The sequence below is a fragment of the Pseudomonas sp. FG6 genome (assembly GCF_057809015.1).
Genome location: NZ_JBMDJD010000005.1, coordinates 93,098 through 115,301 on the forward strand (window position 1 = coordinate 93,098; position 22,204 = coordinate 115,301).

The 22,204-nt window shown below is 58.7% G+C and carries 16 protein-coding genes and 2 pseudogenes; 10 read left to right on the forward strand and 8 right to left on the reverse strand.

Going from position 1 to position 22,204, the window contains the following annotated elements:
• Nucleotides 1-8: 8 nt before the first annotated feature.
• On the reverse strand, nucleotides 9-713 hold the full coding sequence (locus ACODSJ_RS05025; RefSeq protein ID WP_489100678.1) for a class I SAM-dependent methyltransferase: 705 nt from the start codon (nucleotides 711-713) through the stop codon (nucleotides 9-11).
• A gap of 60 nt (nucleotides 714-773) precedes the next feature.
• Nucleotides 774-1,403: a LysE family translocator gene (locus ACODSJ_RS05030; RefSeq protein WP_489100679.1), complete on the reverse strand. Its 630-nt coding sequence runs from the start codon at nucleotides 1,401-1,403 to the stop codon at nucleotides 774-776.
• Nucleotides 1,404-1,613: 210 nt separating this feature from the next.
• Between ACODSJ_RS05030 and ACODSJ_RS05035 the strand changes: the two genes are divergently transcribed.
• Nucleotides 1,614-3,005: an XAC2610-related protein gene (locus ACODSJ_RS05035; RefSeq protein ID WP_489100680.1), complete on the forward strand. Its 1,392-nt coding sequence runs from the start codon at nucleotides 1,614-1,616 to the stop codon at nucleotides 3,003-3,005.
• Nucleotides 3,006-3,190: 185 nt separating this feature from the next.
• Complete coding sequence (locus tag ACODSJ_RS05040; RefSeq protein WP_489100681.1) at nucleotides 3,191-5,314, forward strand: TonB-dependent receptor; 2,124 nt, start codon at nucleotides 3,191-3,193, stop codon at nucleotides 5,312-5,314.
• A 38-nt stretch (nucleotides 5,315-5,352) separates the two neighbouring features.
• On the opposite strand, the pseudogene ACODSJ_RS05045 reads toward ACODSJ_RS05040, so the two are convergent.
• A pseudogene (locus tag ACODSJ_RS05045) lies at nucleotides 5,353-5,532 on the reverse strand (LysR family transcriptional regulator); the annotation flags it as partial.
• Nucleotides 5,533-5,897: 365 nt separating this feature from the next.
• On the opposite strand from ACODSJ_RS05045, the gene ACODSJ_RS05050 reads away from it, so the two are divergent.
• Genes ACODSJ_RS05050 through ACODSJ_RS05060 form a run of 3 tightly spaced genes read left to right on the forward strand, consistent with a single transcriptional unit; the run spans nucleotide 5,898 to nucleotide 12,469 of the window.
• On the forward strand, nucleotides 5,898-6,800 hold the full coding sequence (locus tag ACODSJ_RS05050; RefSeq protein WP_489100682.1) for a substrate-binding periplasmic protein: 903 nt from the start codon (nucleotides 5,898-5,900) through the stop codon (nucleotides 6,798-6,800).
• A 30-nt stretch (nucleotides 6,801-6,830) separates the two neighbouring features.
• A complete protein-coding gene (locus tag ACODSJ_RS05055; protein WP_489100683.1) occupies nucleotides 6,831-9,881 on the forward strand; it encodes a response regulator in 3,051 nt (1,016 codons plus the stop codon).
• On the forward strand, nucleotides 9,878-12,469 hold the full coding sequence (locus ACODSJ_RS05060; RefSeq protein WP_489100684.1) for an EAL domain-containing protein: 2,592 nt from the start codon (nucleotides 9,878-9,880) through the stop codon (nucleotides 12,467-12,469). The genes ACODSJ_RS05055 and ACODSJ_RS05060 overlap by 4 nt, the downstream gene beginning before the upstream one ends.
• Before the next feature lie 61 nt (nucleotides 12,470-12,530).
• On the opposite strand, the gene ACODSJ_RS05065 is transcribed toward ACODSJ_RS05060, so the two are convergent.
• The 3 genes and pseudogenes from ACODSJ_RS05065 to ACODSJ_RS05075 form a co-directional block, all read right to left on the reverse strand.
• Entirely contained in the window at nucleotides 12,531-14,279 is a 1,749-nt protein-coding gene (locus ACODSJ_RS05065; RefSeq protein ID WP_489100685.1) for a caspase family protein, read from the reverse strand.
• 336 nt (nucleotides 14,280-14,615) lie between these two features.
• Nucleotides 14,616-15,059: a hypothetical protein gene (locus tag ACODSJ_RS05070; protein ID WP_489100686.1), complete on the reverse strand. Its 444-nt coding sequence runs from the start codon at nucleotides 15,057-15,059 to the stop codon at nucleotides 14,616-14,618.
• A gap of 107 nt (nucleotides 15,060-15,166) precedes the next feature.
• A pseudogene (locus ACODSJ_RS05075) lies at nucleotides 15,167-15,376 on the reverse strand (GNAT family N-acetyltransferase); the annotation flags it as partial.
• Nucleotides 15,377-15,655: 279 nt separating this feature from the next.
• Between ACODSJ_RS05075 and ACODSJ_RS05080 the strand changes: the two are divergent.
• The 3 genes from ACODSJ_RS05080 (at nucleotide 15,656) to ACODSJ_RS05090 (ending at nucleotide 17,431) form a co-directional block, all read left to right on the forward strand.
• The gene (locus ACODSJ_RS05080; RefSeq protein WP_489100687.1) at nucleotides 15,656-16,303 is read left to right on the forward strand and encodes a hypothetical protein; all 648 of its coding nucleotides are present in this window, start codon (nucleotides 15,656-15,658) and stop codon (nucleotides 16,301-16,303) included.
• Entirely contained in the window at nucleotides 16,300-16,773 is a 474-nt protein-coding gene (locus tag ACODSJ_RS05085) for a surface-adhesin E family protein (RefSeq protein WP_489100688.1), read from the forward strand. The genes ACODSJ_RS05080 and ACODSJ_RS05085 overlap by 4 nt, the downstream gene beginning before the upstream one ends.
• A 109-nt stretch (nucleotides 16,774-16,882) precedes the next feature.
• Nucleotides 16,883-17,431, forward strand: coding sequence for a hypothetical protein (locus tag ACODSJ_RS05090; protein WP_489100689.1), 549 nt, complete (start codon nucleotides 16,883-16,885; stop codon nucleotides 17,429-17,431).
• Nucleotides 17,432-17,583: 152 nt separating this feature from the next.
• On the opposite strand, the gene ACODSJ_RS05095 is transcribed toward ACODSJ_RS05090, so the two are convergent.
• Nucleotides 17,584-18,357 (reverse strand): AraC family transcriptional regulator, encoded by a 774-nt coding sequence (locus ACODSJ_RS05095; RefSeq protein WP_489100690.1) that lies wholly within the window; start codon nucleotides 18,355-18,357, stop codon nucleotides 17,584-17,586.
• Nucleotides 18,358-18,508: 151 nt separating this feature from the next.
• On the opposite strand from ACODSJ_RS05095, the gene ACODSJ_RS05100 reads away from it, so the two are divergent.
• The gene (locus ACODSJ_RS05100) at nucleotides 18,509-19,723 is read left to right on the forward strand and encodes an MFS transporter (RefSeq protein ID WP_489100691.1); all 1,215 of its coding nucleotides are present in this window, start codon (nucleotides 18,509-18,511) and stop codon (nucleotides 19,721-19,723) included.
• Nucleotides 19,724-19,784: 61 nt separating this feature from the next.
• Here the strand turns inward: ACODSJ_RS05100 and ACODSJ_RS05105 are convergent, their stop codons facing one another.
• A complete protein-coding gene (locus tag ACODSJ_RS05105; RefSeq protein WP_489100692.1) occupies nucleotides 19,785-20,555 on the reverse strand; it encodes a DeoR/GlpR family DNA-binding transcription regulator in 771 nt (256 codons plus the stop codon).
• A 263-nt stretch (nucleotides 20,556-20,818) separates the two neighbouring features.
• Between ACODSJ_RS05105 and ACODSJ_RS05110 the strand changes: the two genes are divergently transcribed.
• A complete protein-coding gene (locus tag ACODSJ_RS05110; protein WP_489100693.1) occupies nucleotides 20,819-22,099 on the forward strand; it encodes a haloacid dehalogenase-like hydrolase in 1,281 nt (426 codons plus the stop codon).
• Nucleotides 22,100-22,204 lie beyond the last annotated feature (105 nt).

Below are 22,204 nucleotides of genomic sequence, written 5' to 3' on the forward strand. Positions count from 1 at the left end.
CCGCGGGCTCACACTGCATCCTGCCCAGGCCAGGCGTGCGGAGTGCTGCGTCGCTCGGCCACCAGCAGCAATGACTGTGGTGCGGGGCTCTGCGGGTGTTGCGGTTCTTGCAATCCCACCAGTTGAAAACCGCCCATGTCCAGGGCGTTGAGCCAGCTGGACAAGGTACGAAAATACCAGGGCATAGGGCGCCACTGCCCCTGGACCCCGCTGAACGACTCCTCTCGCCACCCATCCTGATAATCACCCGCCGCCGCGCTCCACGGGTGCAGTGTCTGGATCACCAGAGCACCGCCCGGGCAGAGCAGGGCGCCCATGGCGCTGAGTAACGGGATGATGTCCTGGTGCAGCAGGGAGAAATTGGCGCAGACCAGGTCGTAGTCGCGGCCCACGTCGACTTTCGTCTCCACCAGGGCTTCATAGCTCGCCAGGTACACCGGTGAGTCGCCCGCCGCCCGGGCTGCCTCCACCAGCGTCGCTTCGCCATCCACGCCGACCGTCTCGACGCCTCGCTCGGCCAGCGCCCGCATCAGCCAGCCTTCACCGCAGCCTAGATCGAGCACCCGCTCGGGTTGGCGGCTCAGCACCGCCAGCAGGATGGCCTGGTCCGTGACCGTTTGCCGGCTTTCAATGCTGGCGCTGCGCACGGCCTCGATCCAGGAACGGGCGTTGTGCTGCCAGCTTTGCTGGAGAGTGAATTCCGACGCCGACATGTTCGTTGTTCCATCGTGATGGATTGCTTCAAAGCATAGGCCAACACGCCTGTTCGATGATCAGAGCGGACGATCGAGAAACAACAGGCGTGCCGCCAATGCTGTCATGACCCCGGCGAAACCATAGGTTCCCAAACGCCTGGAGAGCGTGCCGCCGATCCGCTTCCTTCTCAGCAGCCCGGCGCAGATACCGAGCAGGGTATGGAAGACCAGCGCGATCAGCGCCAGCAACGCGCCCAGGAACACCAGCTGAAGGCTGACGTTGCCGCGCGATACGCTGACAAATTGCGGCAGAAACACCATGAAGAACAGCAGCGCCTTGGGGTTCAAGAGGCTGTTGAGTGCGCCACGGGCGAAGATCTTCCAGAGCGATGCCAGTGGCGGCTCGTTGCCCTGGGCCACGCTGGGGGTCTTGAGCGCTTGCCAGGCGAGCCACAGCAGATACGCGGCCCCGGCCAGCCGCAATATTTCGAACGCCGGCGCCCAGCTCATGACCAGGGCGCCGATGCCTGCGCTGACCATGAGGGTCATCAGTATGTCTGCCAGCGTAATGCCAAGAGCCGCCGCCAGGCCGGCACGCCAACCGTAGCTCAGTGCATGGCTGGTGACGAACGCCATATTGGGCCCGGGAACGACGAGCAAAAGCAGGGCGGCGATAACGAACAGGTACAGATTGGCTGCATCGGGCATGGCATCACCTCATGGGTCGAGCCAAGACAGTAGGCCAACGGTTGCGCGAGCGGTAGCAACAGTCAGGCTTGATCTGACAGCTACAGTCATGTGGTCTTCATGTTAGTTGGCCACAGCACCGGAATGTTGGCGCCGGTAGTTTGACATCATCGCGATGAGGCACCGTTTATCGTTAAACTGCGGCCTCGAATTACAGCAAGGAAGCGGTCGATGCGTTCGCTGATCAAAAGTGTGTTGCTCTCCACGTGCCTGGCGGCTCCAGCCATGGCCGAACCTTTATCGTTTGCGGTCAATGATCGCAGTGGTCAGTACCTGGTCGAAGTGGTGTTCCCGGACCCGCCGCAAGACCGCAAGCAACTGGCGCAAGCGTTCATGACCGTGCGCGACAACAAGACCCGCGAGGTCCTGCAGCAATTGCAGACACCGGCCGGCAACATGGCGGTGGACCGCAACGGCAAGGCCGATGCCTGGTTGCTTGGGCCCTTCAGCCTGCTGTACTTCGATGACTTCAACTTCGACGGTCGCCTGGACCTGGCGATTCGTAACGGCAGCGATCCCGCGGCCAGCTACAAGCCGAAGTTCGACGTCTATCTCCAAGCACCGGCACCACACAAAGCCCAGTGGATTCTCAACCAGCCCCTGACGAACCTGGCGAAAGAGACCACCAGCGGAATGTTCTCCGTCAGCCCGCTGGACGGCATCCTGCTGTCGCAAACCGACCGTGAGTGTTGCTGGACACGCACTACCCAATGGCAAATGCGCGGCGACGAACTGGTGCGGCTGCATTCGTACACCCAGGAGGACATCCAGCCGACCGAGCCTGGCGAAAACTCCAGCATGCCTCGCGGTTACAGCCTGCGTACCACTGGCGAATGGAAGGACGGGCAATGGCATGAGCAGCCCAGCCTGGAAGGACCGGTCTACGAAGACCCGCAGATGCTCAGCGGGACCCTCAACGCCAAGATCCCGGTGGACGTCTGGTACCAGGAGCAGGGCGCGGTCGTTATCGGAGAAGTGCGCTACACCCGCGGCGGCAATGGCAAGCCGATCAAGCTGGTAGGGGCGCGGGACGACAGTGACGAGACGGCCATTACACTTTACGAATACGCCGACGACGGTCACCAGACGGGCATCTGGCGTATCGCCCGGGAGCCCGTCGAACCCTACGACTACACCGGCACGTGGGTCAGTGGCGCCAAGAGCGACGAAGGCGGATTGGCGGTCCGGTTGCACACTGTCGAACGCGAACCGGATGCCGAAAAGATCGACGGCGTCGCCCGCGACCAGCGCAGCGGCCATTACCAAATGCGCCAGGACGCCCTGGGGCGTGACGGCGACCTGGATTTGAAGATCCTGCCGGAGCGTGACGCCAACGGCAAGGAACTGGCCGAGTTCACCGTGACCCTCAAAGGCATCGTCACCGAGCATCAGGTCGTGCCGATGGAAACCGACAACCTGATCATCGTTCGCGAACCGCAAGCCCCTGAGAAAAACGGCCCGTATCACATTCAGTTGGTGAATAACTTCGCGGTGATCAACTACAACACCGCGCCGGGTGAACGGGACATGTTGACGGGGATGTACGTCAAGCAGCCTGACTAAGGGGCACCAAAACTCGACCTTGAACTCGACGTCGGTTGAGCAGCGAGAATGCCGGCTTAATCGTTTGAGCGAGGAGGGCAGCCGTTTCAAGGTTAAATGTCAATAAATCTAATGCGAATTATTTGTATTTACTTACAAAAGATAATCGTTATCATCCGCGCGATAATTCCATACAAAAGGTGTCCATGGTGGCTCTATCGCGCATTTTCCCAGTCTCTCTATCACTGCTGGGTGTTCTGGTTGTCCCTGATCTACAAGCAGAAACGGAATCTGCTCTAACGCTCCCGGCAACCGTTGTGGACGGTGAGTACAACGAGCAGAGCTATACGACGACCGAGAGCCGGACGGCGTTGAAGATCGATGCGCCGTTGCGGGACATCCCACAGACCGTGAACGTGGTCCCCCAGAGCGTGATCAAGGACCAGGGGGCACAGTCGATGGAGGCCGTGCTCAAGAACGTTCCCGGCGTTGGCCTGTCCAGCGGCGATGGCCAGCGCGACCAGGTCACCATTCGCGGTTTCAGTGCCATCGGCGACATGTACGTCGATGGGGTTCGTGACGATGCGCTGTACTTTCGCGACCTGTCCAACGTCGAACGTGTGGAAGTGATCAAGGGCCCCGCTGCGGTGCTCTATGGCCGTGGTTCTTCGGGCGGCCTGATCAACAGCATCAGCAAGAAGCCCACGTTCGCCCCCGAGCAGGAAGTCGGAGTCAGCTTCGACAGCGAGGGCAAGCGGCGCACCCAGTTCGACGCCGGTTGGGCCGATGAGCAATACAAGGACAAAGCCTTCCGGGTGACCGGTGCCCTGGAGGACAGCGATACGTTCCGCGAGGACGGCTACATCGATCGCAAGGCCATTGCCCCTTCGGCTTACTTCAAGCTCTCCGACGACCTGGAGCTGAACCTCGGCGCAACGTATTTGTATGACAAGCGTCTGATCGACTTCGGCATTCCGGCGCGCGGCGATCGTCCAGTCAACGTCGACCGCGACAAGCGCTTTGGTTCCGCCGATCCGGATGACGATTACACCCGCAGCGAGGTGTTCTCGTTCACGGCCGGTATCGACTACCGGATCAACGACGACTTCAGCCTGAGCAACACCAGCCGCTACTACCACTACGATCTGGACCGCAACAACACCCTGGCCGACTCCAGCCCGACGCGTTTCGTCACCGCGCCAAATGGCGAACTGCTGATCAAGCTCAACCGCGGCAACGTGCAACGCAACGAAGATGGCTGGTTCAACCAGACCGAGTTGAAGCAACAGGCCACGCTGGCCGGAATGAACCACAGCCTGCTTTATGGCGTGGAGCTGGGACGCCAGGTCAAGGACCAGTCGGTGTTCAGCCAGAGCAATGTCGCCCAGGTGCCGGTGTACCGCGATGGCTTGCTCGACGTGCCATTCCAGGCCAACCGACAAACCTCCAAGGGCACCAATACCCAGGACACGGCCGGTTTCTACGTGCAGGACCTTATCGAGCTGGCCCCCAAGTGGAAGGCGCTGGTGGGCGTGCGTTATGACGTGTTCGACCAGGAATATGCCGACGACCTGACCCGCAGCGAACTGTCGCGCACCGACATGACCTGGAGCCCACGAATCGGCCTGGTCTACCAGCCGGACCAGATCCAGTCCTACTACGTGTCGGTGAGCCGTTCCTACCAGCCGTCTGCCGAAATGTTCGCCCTCAGCACGACGAACCAGGACCTGGAACCGGAAGAAACCACCAACTTCGAGATCGGCGGCAAGTGGGACCTGCTGGACAACCGCCTGGCGTTGACGGCGGCGCTGTTTCGCCTGGAACGCAGCAACATGAAGACAACCGACCCGGCCAACCCGTCCCAACTGGTGCTGTCGGGTGAGCAGCGCACCGACGGTCTTGAGTTGACCGCCAGCGGGCAGTTGAGCGACAAGTGGCAAGTCTATGCCGGCTACGCCTACCTGGATGCCGAGATCGTCAAGTCCAACAGCCGGACCAATGGCGTGGCCAACGAAGGCCAGACGCCGACCTTGACCCCGCGCAACAGCGCCAACCTGTGGCTGGTGCGCTCACTGGACAACAACTGGCGCGTGGGCATGGGGGCCAACTACGTCGACGACCGTTACACCGCTCTGGACAACCGTGTGGTGATGCCGGCCTACACCACCGTGGACACGGCCTTGCTCTACAACCAGTCGAAATGGGACATGGCGCTGCGCTTGCGTAACGTCTTCGACAAGGAGTACTACGCCTCGGCCCATGGCTCGGTGGACCTGATCATGCCGGGCGCGCCACGGACGCTGGAGTTGAGCACCAACTATCGGTTCTGAGTGCGTTTCTCCTGTGGGAGCGCAAGCAATAGGCCGGCCTAGGCCATCTGGCTCAGCAATTGACTCAGCGACCAGGCCGGTTCATTCAAGTGCTGTCTGGCCCGGTGCACCAGGCCGATGTCACGATGGAACGTGTGATCCCCCAGATCAATGGCCCTGACGCCGGAGGGCCAGTGGCGATAGCTGGCGGTCTGGGGCACCAGGGCCACGCCCATACCCAGCCACATCGACAATTCCACGTCATCCGCAAAGGGTACGGACAGGTAGCCGCTGCCGGGCGTGCGCGCATGGGCCAGGCAGTCCAGGCTGTAATCGGCGTTGGCCATGGCGCAGATGTTTTGTGCTTACCTCACACAACTTGCGCAACGTTGTGATTGAACGGTAAAGACCTCGTGCGCTGATGCATCGCCTTGAAGTAGCACTTTTGTACCAGAAAGCCCGGAAATATCTGCGCCAGCGCGTACAGGCAATATGCCTTCGAGTTACTATTTTTTTGTGTTACTGAAGGTTAAACTCAAGGCCGGAACCATTCGCAGACGTAGCTGTATCTGCCCAGTTCGCTGCGGAGAAGGAAAACCGGAGTATGCCAATCCCATCGTTTACGCAACGCCCTGCGTCACGTTTTTCATCTCTCCTGAAGTTGGTGGTTGTTGCAGTCATTTCGCTGAACTTGTTTGGTCACACCGTACAAGCCGATGACCGTGAAACAACGCTTCGTTATTTCCCCTCGGGTCCCATCTATGAGTACCGTTGGCAGCTCCTCGAGTTGGCGCTTGCGCATACTCGTGCTACCGATGGCGCTGTCCGTCTTGTGCCCTATACGGAAGATATCAGCCAGAATCGTGGCATGGAGTTGCTGCAGGCAGGGCAGATCAATGTCATCGCCCTGGGAACCAACGCCGAGCGTGAGTCCCATATGTTGCCGATCAAGATCGATATCTTGCGGGGGCTTGTCGGCTTTCGCCTGCTGGTGATTCGCGCTGCCGACCAGGCTCGCATCGCACAGATGGACGAGCAGGCGCTACGCAAGCAGTTGACCTTCGGCCTCAACAGCCAATGGGCCGATGTGCCAATCATGCAGGCCAGCGGGTTTACGGTGGTCACCGCGACCAACTATGAGAATCTTTTTGGCATGCTGGCCGCAGAACGCTTCGATGCCTTCCCGCGCGGACTGAATGAAGCGGCTCGCGAACTTGAAGAGCGCAAGGACAGCTATCCTCAACTGGTCGTTGAGAAAAGCAAGGCACTGTTCTTTCCTTATCCCGTGTACTTCTGGGTCAACAAGAATGACACTGCACTGGCGCAACGCATTGAACGCGGGCTCAATCTTTCCTTGGAGGACGGATCCTTCCGCAAGCTCTTCGAGACCTACCACGCAAACGAGATTGCGGCGCTTGCCAAGGAGCATCGACAGGTCATTCGTCTTTCCAACCCTGTCCTGCCTGAAAAAACGCCGGAGCCGGATACCCACTGGTGGTGGAAATAAGATGCCAATGACTGGGTGGGAGTAACCTGGATGTTTTCCTCTCAGACGCTTTTCAGGCGACTGCTGTACACCATGTTCCCGTGGTATCTGCTGATTGCGGTCAGCATGACGGCGGTGCAATTGAGCATCCAGTACTTCAGTGTCAGCCAGGACATCAGTGATGACCTGGCCTCCCTGAGCAGCACCATCGGCCCCAGCATCACCAACGCCGTGTGGGAGTTGGATAAAACGCAACTCATGAACATCGTCACCGCAGTCCGCCAGAACGCCATTGTCACCGGTGTCCAGGTGGCGTCTGCCGATGGCGATATTCTGGCAGTCTCTGGCAATGTTCCAGGCGCAGTGAAAGAAGGGGAGAGTCTCTTTCCTGCCAGTTTCCGCCAGGCAGAACTACCGCTCACGTCCCCCTCGCAGAAAGGCGAGCATAACGTGATCGGGGTTCTCAAAATGTACTCGGATCGGGGCGTGCTATGGGACCGTACCAAATACGCCAGCCTGTTCATCCTGCTCAATTCGATCGTCATTACTTCTGCACTGTGGCTGATCATCCTCTGGGCCATTCGCTATCGGCTGTCCAACGCCGTTACGCGAGTCTCCCAGGCCGTGGCGAACTGGCGTTTCGGGCCGGACAATGCCCCCGTAGAGAAAGTCGAATACCCCTACAGCGACGAGCTGGGGGAACTGGTCAATGCCTTTAACGAGAGCCGCAGTCGACTTTTCGATTCGTTGCAGGCGCTCAACCAGTTGAATCACAACCTCGAAGACCTTGTTGCCGAGCGGACCGAAGAGTTGGTCCTTGCCAAGGAAGAAGCGGAGCGGCTGACCCAGGTCAAGAGTGATTTCCTGGCGAACATGAGCCACGAGATCCGCACCCCCATGAACGCCATTCTCGGCATGCTCTATCTTGTCTTGAAAAAGGACTTGCCGCCGGCCCTGCGTATCCAACTGGGCAAGGTGCAAACGGCCGCGCACTCACTGCTGGGTGTGATCAACGATATTCTCGATTTTTCCAAAGTAGAGTCGGGCAAGTTGAAGCTCGAACAGATCGAATTCGGGCTCGATTCGGTATTAGAGCAACTGACAGATGCCATTGCGTTCCAGGCCGAAGAAAAAGGTATCGAGTTTCTTATTCGCCATGACCCCACCATTCCTGCGCGGTTGATCGGCGATCCATTGCGGCTGGGGCAGATCCTCCTCAACTTGTGCGGAAACGCCGTAAAGTTCACGGATAAAGGCGAAGTGGAGTTGGCTTTCCGCAGCCTGAGCATGCGTGACGATACGTTGCACATGCAGATCAGCGTGCGCGACACGGGCATTGGCATGAGCCCCGAAACCCAGGCGCATCTCTTCGAAAAGTTTACCCAAGGCGACTCATCGACGACCCGCCGATTCGGGGGAACCGGCCTGGGACTGGCCATCAGCAAGAGCCTGACCGAACTGATGGGAGGGCGCATCTGGATTGAGGACTCGCAACCTGGAAAAGGCAGCACGATCAGTTTCACCGTGCAGTTGCCCATCGCGCGCCAGGCACAGGTCCGCCAACGAGAACTGGTCGACCAGACAGGACCGTTGCTCAAGGGCATCCGCGTCTTGCTCGTGGATGACAATGCCGTGTCTCGCGAAATTCTGGCCGAGATGTTGCGCTTCTTCCAACTGGATGTCGTTACGGTTGCCAGTGGCCCGGCGGCCCTTACCGAGCTGCAAAACGCCACTGCCGAACCCTATGACCTGGTCCTGATGGACTGGCGCATGCCCGGCATGAATGGCGATGAAACCACCCAGCGCATCCGCCGCGATCTGCGCTTACCTCATCCGCCCAAGGTGATCATGATCACCGCCTACGGTCGCGAAGACGTCTTGCGCCTGGCCGAGCAGGCCGGTGTGGAAGGTTTCCTGATCAAACCGGTTTCACCTTCGGTGCTGCTCGACTCCATTCTTTCCGTCCTCGGACGGGGCCGTATTCTCGGCGTGGATGCGCCAAGCAGACCCGCGGTGCTCAATGTTGCGAGCAGCGGGCAATTGGCGGGAGCGCATATCCTGCTGGTCGAAGATAACGACATTAACCGGGAGTTCGCCACCGAGTTGTTGCGCAGCGAAGGCATGGACGTGGAGGAGGCCGTGAATGGGCAGGATGCCCTCGACAAGGTTCAAGGCAATGATTACGACGCGGTCTTGATGGACATCCAGATGCCCGTGATGGACGGGCTGGAGTCCACCCGGCGCATTCGGGCACTGGCTGATGAAGGGGGAGGAGAGCGCTTTGGCGCACTCCCGATCATCGCCATGACCGCGCTGGCAATGACCCAGGATACCCAGGCCAGCCATGACGCGGGAATGAACGACCACATCACCAAGCCGATTGCGCCGGATCGGCTGATGACGGTTCTTTCCAAGTGGATACAGTTACCCCGCCAACGCAGCGCCCAGGCGCCTTCAGAGGCAGATGCCGGAACATCGGCGGCGCGCGTCCTGCCTGCCGACTTGCAGGCGATGACCCACATCAACACGCAGGACGGGCTGCGCCGGATCGGCGGAAAGGCCGATGCCTATCGAAAACAGCTCAGGCGATTCCGTCAGCACTATGCTGATGCTGTGGCAAAGCTGCGGGCTTTTGTGGCCAGCGGCGACCAACACGGCGCGGAGAGTTTCTGCCACTCACTCAAGGGCGTCACTGGCAATATCGGAGCCCAGGGCCTGTATGACATCGTCACCACCATCGACGATCAGCTCAAGCACGACATCACCCCCGATGCTTGCATCCTCGATGAAGCCGAGGGACTCCTGCAGCAGGTACTGCAGGACATTGACGCAATAGCCAAGGATGACCTCCCTCAGTCGAGTGTCGACGAACCTTTTTCACCGCCCTTGCTGCACACGTTACTGAGCCAACTGGCGCAAGCCCTGGAATCGGATCTTGGTGCGGCCGAACCGATACTCGCACGACTGCTCATGGGAACTCGCGGGACCCGGATCGAGCAGGAAGTATCCGCGATTGCCGCCTTGATCGATGATTTTGAAATTGACGCAGCACATTCCCGATTACAGCACCTGAATATGATCGATCCGGATACGTCACCATGACCGAACTTGCTCCCAACAACAAACGTGCGCGCATTCTGATCGTCGATGATGTCCACGAAAACCTGCATGCTCTGATGGGAATGTTGCGCGACGATTTTTCCCTGTGCGCCGCAACCAGCGGTGAAAAAGCGCTTGAACTGGCCAACCGTCAGCCACAGCCAGACCTGATCCTGCTGGACATCAAGATGCCCGGCATGGATGGCTACTCCGTTCTTTCAGCGTTGAAGCTTGACCCATGCACCACGAGTATTCCGGTGATCTTTGTCACCGCCCTGGCGGATGCCATGGATGAGGCGCGCGGCCTGGCGATGGGCGTCGCCGACTACATCACCAAGCCGTTCAGCCCGGACTTGCTCAAGGCCCGTATCCACAATCAGCTTGAACTCCGGCGCCTGCGCCAGAACCCGATCCGTTTCGATATTGCCGCGAACGTCGACCCGGCCAATCGCCCGACGCTCCTGGTCGTCGATGACATTCCGGAAAACATCCACGAGCTGCTCGAAGCGCTCAAGGATGACTACCGCATTATGGTTGCGCGCACCGGCGCGCAAGCACTGGACGCCGTTCAGGGCAGCACGCCGCCAGACCTCGTCTTGCTGGATATCGTGATGCCGCGCATGGACGGCTACGAAGTCTGCAAGCGCATCAAGGCCACTCCAGCCGGCAGTCGCATACCGATCATTTTTGTCACCGTCATCAATGCTACGGCGGAGAAAGTCAAAGGCTTTGAGATCGGCGCCGCCGACTACATCACCAAACCCTTCGATATCGACGAGGTAAAGGCGCGCATTCGCACCCACCTGGAACTGGCCAGGCTGCATCGTTTCCTGGAGGATCTGGTGGCACAACGCAGCGCGTTGCTGCAACTGACGGAAGACAAATATCGCATTCTTGCGCACCGTGACCCGCTGACCGGCTTGCCTAACCGGGTACTTTTCGCCGAATTGCTGGATCACGCGATCCTGCTTGCCGAACGCGATCAGTCACAGTTTTCCCTGCTCAACATCGACCTCGATAACTTCGCGACGATCAATGAAAGCCTGGGCCACAAGCTCGGTGACCAGTTGCTGACCCAAGTTGCGCAGCGAATGCAAAGCCTGTTGCCCGAAAGCGATAGCATTGCGCGCATTGGTGGGGACGAATTCAACATTATTCTGGAGCACGTCGACGTTCCGGTGGACCTGATGTCCCAACGCATCATCAATGCGTTGGCAGAACCCTTCATTCTCGGCAAGCAGAACGTCTACATCGGCGCCAGCATCGGCATTACGCTCTATCCCGACGATGGAACAGACTCCGAGACCCTGCTCAGCAACGTTGACGCAGCGCTTCATCGAGCCAAGGAGCAGGGCAGAGGTGTCTTGTGCTTTTTCTCGCCAGAGATGACCGCCCACGCCAAGCGGCGCCTGAAACTTGAAGCCGAGCTGCGCAATGCCCTTGAACACCGGGAACTGCGGGTTTACTACCAGCCTCAGATTGACCTGGACACAGGTAAAGTAGGGGGGCTTGAAGCACTGGTCCGCTGGCAACACCCCGAGCGAGGGATGATCTCACCGGGTGAATTCATTCCCCTTGCCGAGGAAAGTGGCCTGGTCATTCAACTCGGTGACTGGGTGCTGCGTGAGGTCTGCCAGCAAATCAAAAGGTGGTCGGAAGCCGGTCTGGCACCGCGCCAGACAGCGGTGAACATCTCTGCTGTGCAGTTAAGCGCGGGGAGCCTGGTTGAATCCGTAAAATGCGCCCTGGCGGAAACCGGCATCAACCCTAACCAGCTTGAACTGGAAATCACTGAAAGCTATGTAATGGTCGATCGCGATCAGTCATTCAAGTCCCTGACCGAGCTCAAGGCCCTGGGTGTCCGACTGTCCATCGATGACTTCGGCACAGGTTACTCGTCGCTGGGCTATCTACAGCAGCTGGAAGTGCACCGGCTCAAGATCGACCTCTCGTTTGTCCGCGATATGACCACCAACGCGGGCAATGCCTCCATCGTCAAGGCGATCATCGCACTGGGGCACAGCCTCGGGCTCGAAGTCGTCGCCGAAGGCGTCGAACATCCGGGGCAGGCGCGCTATCTGCGATCCATGCATTGTGATCTGATCCAAGGCTACCTGATCAGCCATCCCATGCCTGTCGAAGACACTGAACGTTTTCTCGCTTCCTACCAATCAGTTCACGTTGTAGCCGAGGATGAAACCTCATCCACCTTGTTGCTGCTGGACGACGACCCGGGCATTTTGTCCTCACTCAAACGCCTGCTGCGCCACGAGAACTACAACATCCTCACAGCGACCACCACGCCGGAAGCGCTCACGCTTCTGGCTGAGCATCAGGTCGGCGTCATCATTGTCGACCAACGCATGCCAGGCATGAGCGGTACCGAGCTGCTGGCCTGTATTCGAACCATGCATCCCAATACGGTTCGGATGGTCCTTTCGGGTTCTACCGAAGTCGACACCGTGACCGAGGCGATCAACCGCGGCGAGATCTATCGTTTCCTGACCAAACCGTGGCAGGAAACAGAATTGATCGAGACGGTGCGTGAGTCTTTTCGGCATTACCGGACGTTGACTGGGGTTAAGCCGTAGGCGTTGGGGAGGGTTGAAGCGTTAGCTTCTCTAGGGGCGGTGAGGAGCTGAAATTGCCCGATCATTGGACATGCGTATCGATATGCGTAAGCGATGCCGAGTAACTTTCATTGATCGGCGCATAAAACAGTACATGGTGGTCCTTCGTGGCGGCCACCAGCGTATTGTCGGCCGTGAACGCCAGGCCGGTCAGTTCTGTTTCCCTGCCACCGCTTGCATCGAGTTGCTGGTAGTTGTCCCAGTTGCGCGTGTCGATAATCGTGACGAGCCCTTCGGAACTGCCAATCGCTATCAAGGGAAGGCTGGTCGAGCGCACGGCATAGAGCAGATTGTTGGAGCGCAGCTGTTGGCCTAAGATTTTTAGTGTGATGTGGTCCATCTCCTTCGGGGCAAAAAGGAACGTGTTGATGAGCTGGTCTTCCTCCGTCACATGAAGTAGCGAACTGCGGCGTGAGGAGGGCAGACGGACGCTTTCTCCAAGGTTCATTACCAAGCCCGCCACCCTCGACGCCCTGTTGATCATGTACACGCCCCCGGATGACGTTGCCAGGAGAACACGCGCATCAGTGACAGGCGTCATGGCGTACACATAGTCCGTGAAGGGCAGCTCGATGATCTGGCACACCGCAGTGGCGCCATCGAGTTGTATGGCGTGAATGGCCTGACGGTCACCGCCGATCCAGACCTGCGAGTCATCGACGAACTCGGCGCAGTAGAAATACCGATCACTGCAGTGCTGGTAATGGATGCGATCACATGTGGCAGGCCCTATCTGAAAAATCACGAACGCTTGATCGCCATAGACGAGAACGAATCGCCCGTCATTGCTGGAGGTAATGCCGATGGGCTCGATGTGGCTGAGATCGACGGAGTGGCTCAGTTGTGGAATGACAAGGCAGTCCTTGCCATTGAGCAGGAAAAACGCGCCTGAATTGCTAACAGACGCCGCTTTCACACCGTCTTTGCAGCGTATGCTTCCTTTGGGGCCATGACTGCCCAGATGGTAAAGATACGGGGCACTGCCCACCAGGAACAAGGCACTGTGGTCTCGTGAGCTGGCCAGGGCGTAAAGGCTGCCCTTGGTCGGCGCGTAGTAGCTTTGACGTTGCTGGTACGTGGGCAGGTCCGACATTTTCACATCGGATTCCAGGCTGGAGTAGAACCAGGGGCGCTGTTGGTTGTTCGTGTTGCGGATCACCGAGCAGCCGACCTCCTTGAACATCTCCTCGATGCTCAGGCGATGGTTTGGCAAAAGCGTCGTGAGTACTTTGGTGAAGGGGCTGTTGGTTTCGCTGCCGTCCGACGCCGACGTGCCATAGCTGGTTGAGTAGGACAGCAACAGGTTGCGCTGATGCTTTTCGCTATCCGCGCGCTGCTGATGGATCGACTCGATGAGCGAGCGAAAACTCAGGTTTGCCTCGTCGAATGCATCCCGACAGGCATCAAGCACGACCACCCGACAGGTATCCAGCCCCTGGGTTTCGCGGAGAAATTCATCCACGGGATAGGCGTAGTGTCGTATGGCACCTGCAGTGAACTCGGGGATGTCGACCGGCATCAGGTAGCCGTAGCCGAGATGCTCGAAGGCATGACCGGCAAAGAAGAAAAACAGCAGGTCACCAGGTTGGAGCCGGGCCTTGAGTGCGGCCACCGCGTCGGCCATCTGTGCCGCGGAGGCGTCGCAGATCAACGAGACATCAAAGCCACGGGCTTGGAGTGCCTGGCATACGGTTCTGGCGTCGTTCAGGGTGTTGTCCAACGGTTTCAAGGCATAGGCCGCGTTACCGATCACCAGTCCATAGCGCTTCATTGCAGATCTCCAAGTCCAGTGCTGTGGAGTTTCTGCGAGCGCGAAGCCAGGGGCAAGTATGACTTGGACGCGCACCGACAAAGAACGGTCGACTCAGACATTGAAATCCGCGTACCAACACCATGCCGAAAGGCACACATTTCACATAGCGTCGTGATCTTGAGGCGCGAGCCCGTCGTTCAGCGGGAACCAGATAGCGGGACAACATTTACCATCGTGGCCGACAGTGGCAGCGCAGTACAAAAGCCTGCGCAGAGCCTCGAATGAACAGCTCTTTAGGTTCGCATAATGTATATTATGTTAAACAAGGTGTTTATCACGTTTATGAACGATTGCCTAATCTGCATCCACTTCGGCCGCAGCCTCCCTTGCCTTCGGCCGCTGAGGCCAAGCGTCCACCGCTATCGCGTCCTCAGCATCTCCAGTTTTATGTCCGATCAAAGCTAACGTGTGGGCATTGGTACCGACCCACGCTGAATAATAATCAGGCGACAGATAATCCCTGCAGATTGCGTAAGCCATTGCCCCCAGCTGATCGCAATTGCCCGCACCTGTTCTTTTGGCGATTTCCAATATACGCCGAGGTCTTAGCATGGCGCTGTTGACTGGGTTCTCCATGAAGTTGTAGGTGGCCGCAGTACGAATGTGAGAGGCAGTGTGCTCCTCATCCAACTGATTACCACTACCGTAGGGAGTTAACCCCTTGATAATGTTGATCACTGCATTGCCAAGCCTGAGCAATTTGGCCTGCCTCTTTGTCACTTCATAGTCTGTAGGCATGTTTTTCTCACAGGATATTGCTCAAGACGATGTAGCCACCTCGTCAGGTTAGGTCAGGCTTGGCGTTTCGCAAGCGATCGTGGAAACCACTGTGTCGGCGAATACAATATCAGCCCTGCCAAGCCTCCCTCTGCGACACAAACCAGCATCAGGTTGTCACCCACCATGCGTTCGGCAAACGCCTGCTGTGCCGCCACCTTGACGAAGGTTTCCACGCCCTGCGCCGACAGCGAGGGCGCCACCGCCAGCATGAACGCCTCCAGGCACAGGGCACTGGCGCTGGGTAAGTCGTCTTGCGTCATCTCGCGTATCTGCATGGTCATCGTCCGTGATTTGAGTAGGGTTCTTCCATAACAGAATATCCGGACTTGTGGTGCCCAGTAGACTATTAGTGATGGAAGCTTCGCCGTTCTAAGCGAGCGATTGGCGCATTGCTGGGCTTCCACTGTGCCTTGGGAAGAAGGCTGTCTCCCCTTCTCTGCATTGATTGGCGAACTCCCTTTACCGCCAACCTCCTTTTCCGGTCCTTTCAATTTGTAACAACGTCCTGACGTTATTATGATCGCGTCTTTTCACCCACCAGGAATCTCCGAGCAATGGACATGCGTCGCCTTCTATCTTTCTCCTGCGGCAAAGCAGTACTACCCCTTCTCCTCGGCCTATGCTCCGGCAATGCACTGGCTAGCGGCCTCAGCGAAAGCCTGGTCTCGTGTGAGCCGTCGTTCTTCAAGCACCTGTATTCCCAGCGCGCCGATCTGGGGAAGACCGTCAAGCTGGCCCGCAACGATCAGCGCGGCCTGGCCTGGCTGCCGGTGCCGGACCGCCGCAACTTCGACAGCGCTTTCCAGCACTTCACCCCCAGTGTCGACGATCAAGGCCTGCGCCTGACCAGCTACTACGACCGGGTCATGGACCTGGGTGAGCAAGGCATTTACTACTTCTGGGGTTTCGAAATCGATGCCAGCCGCGAGGAAGTCATGGCCAAGTTGCCTCATGCACAATGGCAGGAGGCCGGCGAGTACTTCATTTCCAGACCACAGATCAAGGCGGACGCCAATTCCGCCTGGCAGGACAACCCTGCAGCGGCCTCGGGTATCGCCCCGGCGGCGGGTTCCGCGGAAAAGCTCCTGATGCTCAGCGTCGAGGACGGAAAGACCCGCCTGCTCTGTTCGTTGCAGGGCAGCATCGATGAGCGTCTGTTGCAACAGGAACGCCCGGACGTGGCGCAAGGAACCCCTCGATGAAGCGCCTACCATGCCTGGCCGCGGTGTTGCTGCTGGGCGGCTGCGCCCACGGCACTGCGCCGCAGAAAGCCGTGGCCGAAGCTCCGACCACACCACCCGCTGGCATGTTCAAACTGCTGGAGGACGCCGAACTGGCAACCTACTTCGACGCCCGTTCCGTCGCCCTGTACCAGGGCAATCCACATTTGCGCCAGTTCTACCTAATCAACAATTACCTCGGACCCGCCACCCCCAGCGGTACGGGGATCCGCAGTTCGCGGGCGATCCGGGTGATCAACTGCGAGCGGGACGAAATGGCGCAGTTCGGCCGGGTATATTTCTCCGAGCCCTTTGCCCTGGGGAATGAAGTGACACGCAAGAGCGATACTCCGCAATGGGGACCGTTGGAGCGGCAGTCGTTGATCGGGACGTTGCGTGATTCGGTGTGCAAGATCGATGCGGCGCGTCTTCGGGCGGGTAATCCGGGGTAGCTGGATCTGTACATAAGCAGGCGGCTATCACGGCGCGCCTGCTTTCAGGAGATACCGGTAGGCGCAACTGAATGCAGGTAATCAAACCTTATCGGGAAAGTGGTCAACCATGAAAACAACACGAGCGGCAATTCTTCTGGTACTGACCGCGGCCGCATGCCTGAGCGGTTGCTATGACTACCGCAGTGGCAAACACTGGAACGTCACTGACGACAGCGGTTGGAAGCTGGTATCCCCCGGGAAGTGGGTCAATCAGTCCTGTCATTCACCCATCACGATCTCTACGGTACAGGCCGGCGAAAGCTACGCTCATTCGCTGTTCCTTATTCCGCTAGGGCTTGGAGGGGGTACTGGTAACCCACCGACCACCTCTTTTTTTGTTACTGGAGAAGGTTTGACCGGCCACTGTGACAACGCTGCGTTGGTCGTATCAGTGAATGGACGCACGCGAAATGACACGACAGTCTCAGACTGTTCAAAAACCCAAGGCTGCTGCGAAATATCCGTCCCTGTCAGCCGCGATGTCATGGATTCGTTGCAAGTCGCGATCAATAACACCGAAGCGTCTTGCAGCTATGCCCCCCTGCTGCTCAATAGCCGGCGGCACGTTTGCCTGCGTGAAACCCGATTCGGTGGATCGAACGGATGTGACTACTGAACAGTCAGGGGCCAGATTTGTTTTTCTCACTCGATATGTCCGCTTTTGGGCCGGTTTCTGCCCCTCGTGACAGGCAGAAACCGGCCAGAAGCAGACGTTCGTAGCAGGTTCGCCTTGCTTCGAGCTGCAACTCAACGCAAAGAGGCTGGCGGTCAGCGAAAAAATTCGCTCGGGGTTTTGCCAAACTGTTTCTTGAACATTGACGTGAACGCACTGGGGCTGTCGTACCCCAGCTCCAACGCGATATCGATGATCTTTTGCCCCACCGCGATTCGCTCCAGGGCAAGCAGTAGCCTTGCCTGCTGACGCCATTGTCCGAACGTCATACCCGTTTCTCGGCGAAAAATACGCTGGATGGTCTTCTCATCAAGCTGGAGTCGGTCGCTCCAATCCCCCAGCGTGGAACAATCGCCAGGCTCGCGCTGAAGCGCGGCGCATAAGGAGCTGACGCGGACATCCGATGGCTGCGGCAGGTGCAGAGGCAGGGTCGGCAGAATGCAGATCTCGTCCAGGATCAGCCCAAGGATCCGCGCCTCACGTTGAGTAAGTGATGCCTCGGGACTGATGTCGATAGATACCTTGATCAACTCACTCAGCAGCTGGGAGATGCTCACGGCTTTGGTATCGGCGGGCAGCAAGTCATGCTCGTCAGGTTGGATGAACACGCTGCGCATCTTCACCTCGCCCACGCATCGAATGGCGTGAACTTCGCCAGCGGGCATCCAGATGCCGCGATTGGAGGGCACCGTCCATTGGCCAAGGCCGGAGGACACCACCATGACTCCCTCGATTGCGTAGATCAACTGATGCTTGGCGTGGCTGTGGGGCGCGATGATCCACCCTTCCGGATAGTCAGTTGCACTACTGATGACGGACCCGGTGCCGCTGTCTATCTCTCGCAAACATTCGTTGAGTGGCCTGACCATGGTGCCCTTTTTGCGATAGTTGCTTACCGAATCTCGCGAGAAGCTCGTGTATGGATGAATTTAGGATAGCGCTGAAGCGAAGGCTTCTGCTACGCGCCCCTATGGATCATCTGTTCGAGCGCGCCTTCTTTTATTCCCCCGGAAGACTCCCATGGCCTCTCCCACACCCACTGCAGCGACCTCCGCGTCAGTCGCAAGCCAAGCCAGCCCCCTGGTGATGCGCGTCATCGGAGCCTGCGCACTGGCTCATTTGATCAATGACCTGATTCAAGCGGTGCTGCCGTCGATCTACCCGTTGCTGAAGGCTAACTACGGCCTTAGCTTCACCCAGGTTGGACTGATAACCCTGACCTTTCAGCTCACCGCGTCACTTCTTCAGCCGTGGATCGGTTATCACACCGACCGCCATCCCAAGCCATGGCTGCTGCCCGCTGGCATGGTTTGTACGTTGATTGGCATTGTCCTGCTGGCCTTCGTCGGTAGCTTCCCTGCCATTCTGGTTGCCTCCGCGTTGGTAGGTGTTGGCTCTTCTACCTTCCATCCTGAAACGTCACGGGTTGCACGCCTGGCCTCCGGCGGCCGCTATGGCCTGGCGCAATCAACCTTTCAGGTGGGCGGCAACGCGGGTAGCGCGTTTGGGCCGCTGCTGGCTGCGGCGATCATCATCCCTTACGGTCAAGGTAACGTCGCCTGGTTCGGCCTGTTCGCAGCCTTCGCCATTGCCGTGCTGTTTGGTTTGAGCCGTTGGTATCGCAATCACCTGAGCCTGTTCAAGCTCAAGCAAGGTGGCCAGGCCACCCACGGCCTGTCCAAACGCCGAGTTACGTTCGCCTTGGGGGTGCTGGCATTGCTGGTGTTTTCCAAGTATTTCTACATGGCCAGTTTCACCAGCTACTTCACCTTCTACTTGATCCAGAAATTCCAGCTGTCGGTGGCCACCTCCCAGCTCTACCTGTTCCTGTTTCTCGGTTCGGTGGCGGCAGGTACATTCTTCGGCGGCCCGATTGGCGACAAGATCGGCCGCAGGAAAGTCATCTGGTTCTCCATCCTGGGAGTGGCGCCCTTCACCCTGGCCCTGCCCTACGTCGACCTATTCTGGACGGGTGTGCTGAGCATGATGATCGGTTTCGTGCTGGCCTCGGCGTTCTCTGCCATCGTGGTGTTTGCCCAGGAGTTGGTACCGGGTAACGTCGGCATGATCGCCGGGGTGTTCTTCGGTCTGATGTTTGGCTTCGGCGGCATTGGCGCCGCGCTGTTGGGGCATCTCGCCGATGTGCACGGCATTGAATATGTCTACACCCTGTGTTCCTACCTGCCGCTGTTCGGGGTGCTGACGGTCCTGTTGCCCTCCACCAAAAACGTTTAAGGCAAAACGGGTCTTGAAGTGCTCAAGGCCCACTGGCGTCGCCCCAACCGCCGAGCCACTGCTACGCCAGGACAATACGTTTGAGCTTGGCGTCCAGTGCAGCGAACGTCGCCTCGGTACTGGCCTTGTGGTTGGTGATGAGCACGTCGATGCGTTCTGGCGGGCAGAAGGCGACGCGGCTCTCTACGCCGATCTTGCTGTAGTCGGCGAGGATGACCACGCCTTCGGCATTGTCGGCCATGGCGCGCGCCACTTCGGCTTCGCGGTGGTCGTAGTTGCTGGCACCGCGCTGGGCATCGATGCCGACGGGCGATAACAGCGCAAGGTCGGCCCGATAGCGGCCAATTTCCGCCACCGTGGTGCCGCCCACCGTAGCGGGAGCACGGTCGGCGAGCGAACCGCCCAGTACGATCACCTCGTTGCGCTGGCCGCCTGGCACAACGGGGTTACGCAATTGCAACGCCACGTTGAACGAGTTGGTGATCACGGTCAGCCCTCCCAGCTTGGCCAGCTCTTCGGCGAGGATGACGGTGGTGGTGCCCGCGTCGATAAACACAGTCTGTCCGTGCGACAGCAGACTGACCGCTGCACGCGCGAGGTCACGCTTGAATTTGACGTTGATGTTCGCCCGCTCGGCGATGGGCGCTTCATCTTCAACGCGGATGGCGCCGCCGTGTATCCGCTTCAACTCCCCCTGTTCTTCCAGAGCCACCAGGTCGCGTCGCACCGTCTCACGTGAAACGTTTAGCTCCGTGACGATGCGGTCGGTGGTGACGCGCTGCAAAGTCGACAGCAATGCGCGGATTCGCTGGTAACGCTCTTCTTGCCACATACCGGGTGTCCCTGCTGTTCGAGTCGCCATCCGAGCACGCATTGTGGAGGGGTGTCGGTCGCTGTCAAGTTTGGCACGGCCTCAGACCATTGGGCTGGCGCAGCCTGCGCGTCATATTTGTGCGATGTTGAGGCATTGTTGTTTTTTTGTGTATTTGGAGCTAGCCTCGCGGCTGGACAGTTTCTTCCCCTCGTCCGCATTTCGAAACACGCTTTCGCCATCGCCTCGGTTGTAACCTCTCATCTAGAAGTAGGAGCAATGCCATGCAGCGTCGCCAGTTTCTGAACACCCTTGCCACCGTTTCCGTTGTCAGTCCGCTGTTGTTGTCATCCCACCTGGCGCAAGCCGCCACGCCCCCTGCCACACCCAGTGCGCTGGACCCGGCGCGCTGGTCGCCGCTCAACCAGAAGCGTCTGCAGGCGGTGATCGATGAACACGGCGTCAAGAGCGCGTCCTACCGCCCTGACCGGCGCCCGTACGCGGTGTTCGACTGGGATAACACCTGCATCATGAACGACTGTGAAGAAGCCCTGCTGGTCTACCAGATCAATCATCTGCAGTACAAACTGACGCCCGATGAGTTCGCTGGGGTGGTGCGTCAGGACGTGCCGAATGGCGCGTTCATGAAGGACTACACCACGGTGGACGGCAAGCCGGTCAAGATGGAAGACATCGCCAGCGACGTAGAAGCCGATTACCGCTGGTTGCACGCCAACTACAAGGGGCTCGCCGGCGACAAGAGCCTGGAAGAGATTCAGGCCAGCGAGCAGTACAAGGACTTTCTCGCCAAGCTCTACTTCATGTACGACGCGATCTGCGACAGCTACCCGGTGGAGATCGGCTATAAGTGGATTCTGTATTTCTACAAGAACATGACCACCGCTGAATTGCAGGCGATGGCCGAGGCTTCCAACAACTACGCCATCGGCGACGCGCTGCGCAAGGTCACGTACGAGAGCTCGCGTACGTCGCCGGGCAAGGCCGGGGTGGTGGCGGCTACGCACTTTCATGGCATCCGCATCCATGAGGAAATCCGCGGCCTGATGCACACGCTGCGCGCCAACGGCATCGACGTCTATATCAGCACCGCCTCGATCGACGATGTGGTACGCGTGTTCGCGGGCAATCCTCACTATGGATACGGCGTGCCGCCTGAAAATGTGATTGGCCTGCGCATGGCGATGGAAGGTGGCAAGTACACCACACGCTATCTGCCGGACTGGCACTTCAACTACGGGCCGGGCAAGACCGTCGGCATCAAGAACGTGCTGGTTAAACACAAGGGCTATGGCCCGGTGTTGGTGGCTGGCGACAGCGACGGCGACGCCTGGATGCTGCGCGACTTCAACGATACGGCGGTGGGGGTGATCGTCAACCGCATGAAGAAGGGCGAGATCGGCGCCGACAGCCAGCAGGCCGCGACCCAGTTGGGCACCCCGAACGCCCGCTTCATCCTGCAGGGGCGCAACGAGCATACCGGCCTGATGATTCCCGACGAGAAATCGCTCAAGTACGGTAAAGACGAGCTTAAGCTGCTAGCTTGAGGGCACTGGTTCGCGGGTGGTTGGCGGCCATCCGCGAGCTGCGGTTTCGGATAAGAGCTTCGTTGGCGCATGGAAATCCTGGCGATAAGGGCGATCGCGTCCGCT

Bases quoted from the DNA above. Each gene is read 5' to 3' on its own strand.
- ACODSJ_RS05025 (WP_489100678.1), bottom strand. From the start codon at position 713: ATGTCGGCGTCGGAATTCACTCTCCAGCAAAGCTGGCAGCACAACGCC.
- ACODSJ_RS05030 (WP_489100679.1), bottom strand. From the start codon at position 1,403: ATGCCCGATGCAGCCAATCTGTACCTGTTCGTTATCGCCGCCCTGCTT.
- ACODSJ_RS05035 (WP_489100680.1), top strand. From the start codon at position 1,614: ATGCGTTCGCTGATCAAAAGTGTGTTGCTCTCCACGTGCCTGGCGGCT.
- ACODSJ_RS05040 (WP_489100681.1), top strand. From the start codon at position 3,191: ATGGTGGCTCTATCGCGCATTTTCCCAGTCTCTCTATCACTGCTGGGT.
- ACODSJ_RS05050 (WP_489100682.1), top strand. From the start codon at position 5,898: ATGCCAATCCCATCGTTTACGCAACGCCCTGCGTCACGTTTTTCATCT.
- ACODSJ_RS05055 (WP_489100683.1), top strand. From the start codon at position 6,831: ATGTTTTCCTCTCAGACGCTTTTCAGGCGACTGCTGTACACCATGTTC.
- ACODSJ_RS05060 (WP_489100684.1), top strand. From the start codon at position 9,878: ATGACCGAACTTGCTCCCAACAACAAACGTGCGCGCATTCTGATCGTC.
- ACODSJ_RS05065 (WP_489100685.1), bottom strand. From the start codon at position 14,279: ATGAAGCGCTATGGACTGGTGATCGGTAACGCGGCCTATGCCTTGAAA.
- ACODSJ_RS05070 (WP_489100686.1), bottom strand. From the start codon at position 15,059: ATGCCTACAGACTATGAAGTGACAAAGAGGCAGGCCAAATTGCTCAGG.
- ACODSJ_RS05080 (WP_489100687.1), top strand. From the start codon at position 15,656: ATGGACATGCGTCGCCTTCTATCTTTCTCCTGCGGCAAAGCAGTACTA.
- ACODSJ_RS05085 (WP_489100688.1), top strand. From the start codon at position 16,300: ATGAAGCGCCTACCATGCCTGGCCGCGGTGTTGCTGCTGGGCGGCTGC.
- ACODSJ_RS05090 (WP_489100689.1), top strand. From the start codon at position 16,883: ATGAAAACAACACGAGCGGCAATTCTTCTGGTACTGACCGCGGCCGCA.
- ACODSJ_RS05095 (WP_489100690.1), bottom strand. From the start codon at position 18,357: ATGGTCAGGCCACTCAACGAATGTTTGCGAGAGATAGACAGCGGCACC.
- ACODSJ_RS05100 (WP_489100691.1), top strand. From the start codon at position 18,509: ATGGCCTCTCCCACACCCACTGCAGCGACCTCCGCGTCAGTCGCAAGC.
- ACODSJ_RS05105 (WP_489100692.1), bottom strand. From the start codon at position 20,555: ATGTGGCAAGAAGAGCGTTACCAGCGAATCCGCGCATTGCTGTCGACT.
- ACODSJ_RS05110 (WP_489100693.1), top strand. From the start codon at position 20,819: ATGCAGCGTCGCCAGTTTCTGAACACCCTTGCCACCGTTTCCGTTGTC.